General features: G+C 66.8%; 1 protein-coding gene. It reads left to right on the forward strand.

Annotation, left to right across the window (positions count from 1 at the left end; genetic code table 11):
• Positions 1-531 precede the first annotated feature (531 nt).
• Positions 532-1,869 (forward strand): group II intron reverse transcriptase/maturase, encoded by a 1,338-nt coding sequence (ltrA, locus tag VFW45_09930; protein ID HEU5181102.1) that lies wholly within the window; start codon positions 532-534, stop codon positions 1,867-1,869.
• Positions 1,870-2,049 lie beyond the last annotated feature (180 nt).

Genomic DNA, 2,049 nt, shown 5'->3' on the forward strand with positions numbered 1-2,049 from the left:
CGGACGAACCCTGCAGGGCGGAGATTCCTGCCCGGGAAAGGTTGGCCACCACCCGGAACCGAGTGTTGCGTGGCGACCGGGTAACCGGTGCTGCGAGGCGTACACAGGGAGTGTAACTGCCGCGTGATCGAGCCTCGAAAGCGGAAAGTAGCGGGAGCCTGCGCAGTATGCTGATGCGCAGGCAGCACCGACGTGGCGCGATGGCCTGCCACGAGGGTCCCGCCGGGGTCATAGAGCGGGGCGGGTGCACGGTGGGTTCGCCAGGAACCTGGGAGATCCTGTCGTCTCCTGTCGTGGGTCCGGTTGGGCATCCGGTGAAAAAGCCCAGGCCCGTGAGCGCAGCGCTCCGCGCGCGCGGGAGCGAAGAAGCGAGCGCAACGCAGGTACCGCCAAGCGAAGGCAACGAAGCGCGGCGGGATGGGCGGCAGGAAGTCGCAGCTCCTCATCGTACCGACGAAGCCGGGGAACCATCTCAAAGGGACCCGGCGGAGGGAAGGGGGAGCCGGTTACACGGAACCGTTGGAGGGAACGATGACGGGGACCCAGAGCCCTCTGGACATCTCCACGAGACTGCAACGGATAGCGGAGCTGGCGAGGAGGACGCCGACGGCGCTCACCACACTCGCCCACCACATCGACGTCGAGTTTCTCCGAGAAGCGTACCGGCGGACCCGGAAGGATGGGGCCGTCGGCGTGGATGGCGAGACGGCGGCGGCTTATGCGGAGAAGCTCGACGAGAATCTTCGCAACCTGCTCGATCGCTTCAAGTCGGGCACGTACAAGGCCCCTCCAGTCCGACGCGTCCACATCCCGAAAGGCGACGGAACGAAGACGCGCCCCATCGGCATCCCGACCTTCGAGGACAAGCTCCTCCAGAGGGCGGTCACGATGGTCCTTGAGGCCGTGTACGAGCAGGTCTTCCTTGGCTGCTCGTATGGATTCCGGCCGGCGCGGTCGGCGCACGACGCTCTCCAGGCGCTTCGCGACGGACTCATGGAGATGAATGGTGGTTGGGTGCTGGAGGTGGACATCCAGAGTTTCTTCGACACCCTGGACCATGCGCACCTTCGGAGCTTCCTCGATCAGCGGGTGCAGGACGGAGTCCTGCGTCGCACGATCAACAAGTGGCTGAAGGCCGGCGTGCTCGAGGGCGAGATCCTCATGCACCCCGATGCTGGAACGCCACAGGGCGGAGTCGTTTCACCGCTTCTGGCGAACGTCTACCTTCACGAGGTGCTCGACAGGTGGTTCGAGACGGAGGTGAAGCCGCGGCTCCACGGTCGCGCCTTTCTCATCCGATACGCGGACGACGCTGTCCTGGCATTCTCGTCCGAAGATGACGCCCGCCGAGTCCTGGACGTCCTGCCAAAGCGATTCGGCAGGTACGGCCTGGTGCTCCATCCAGACAAGACGCGCCTCGTGCCCTTCGGTCGGCCAACCGCCGGCGAGGGACCAGGCGGTGGATCGAAGCCAGGCAGCTTCGACCTGCTCGGCTTCACGCACTACTGGGCGAGAAGTCGGCGTGGCTACTGGGTGGTGAAGCAGAAGACGGCCTCCAGCCGGTTCGGCCGGGCGCTCAGACGCGTCGGCGAATGGTGCCGGGTTCATATGCACCGCAAGATCGCCGACCAGCACCGCCGGCTCGTGCAGATGCTCAGGGGGCACTACGGCTACTTCGGCATCACCGGAAATAGCCGTGCACTCTCTCGCTTCTCGTACGAACTCCGCCGTGTATGGCGCAAGTGGCTGGACCGTCGCTCGCGACGCACGACGATGCCATGGCCGCGGTTCGAACGGCTGCTGGAGCGCTACCCGCTCCCGCCGCCGGTCGCGGTCCATAGCATCTACCGGTCCGCAGCGAAGCCGTGAACCGAAGAGCCGGATGCGGGACATCTGCATGTCCGGATCCGTGGGAGCCCCGGGAGGGCAACCTCCCGGGGCCACCCGACTGCGTCTAAGCCGAGCTCGCCGCCGGACGGCGCGCGCCCGGCCCCGGGACCGGCGCTGTCTCGCGCGCCGAGAGCGGCCCGTGGCCGGCGGCGCAGCGGA

The organism is Candidatus Polarisedimenticolia bacterium, assembly GCA_035764505.1.
GTDB lineage: Bacteria > Acidobacteriota > Polarisedimenticolia > Gp22-AA2 > AA152 > AA152.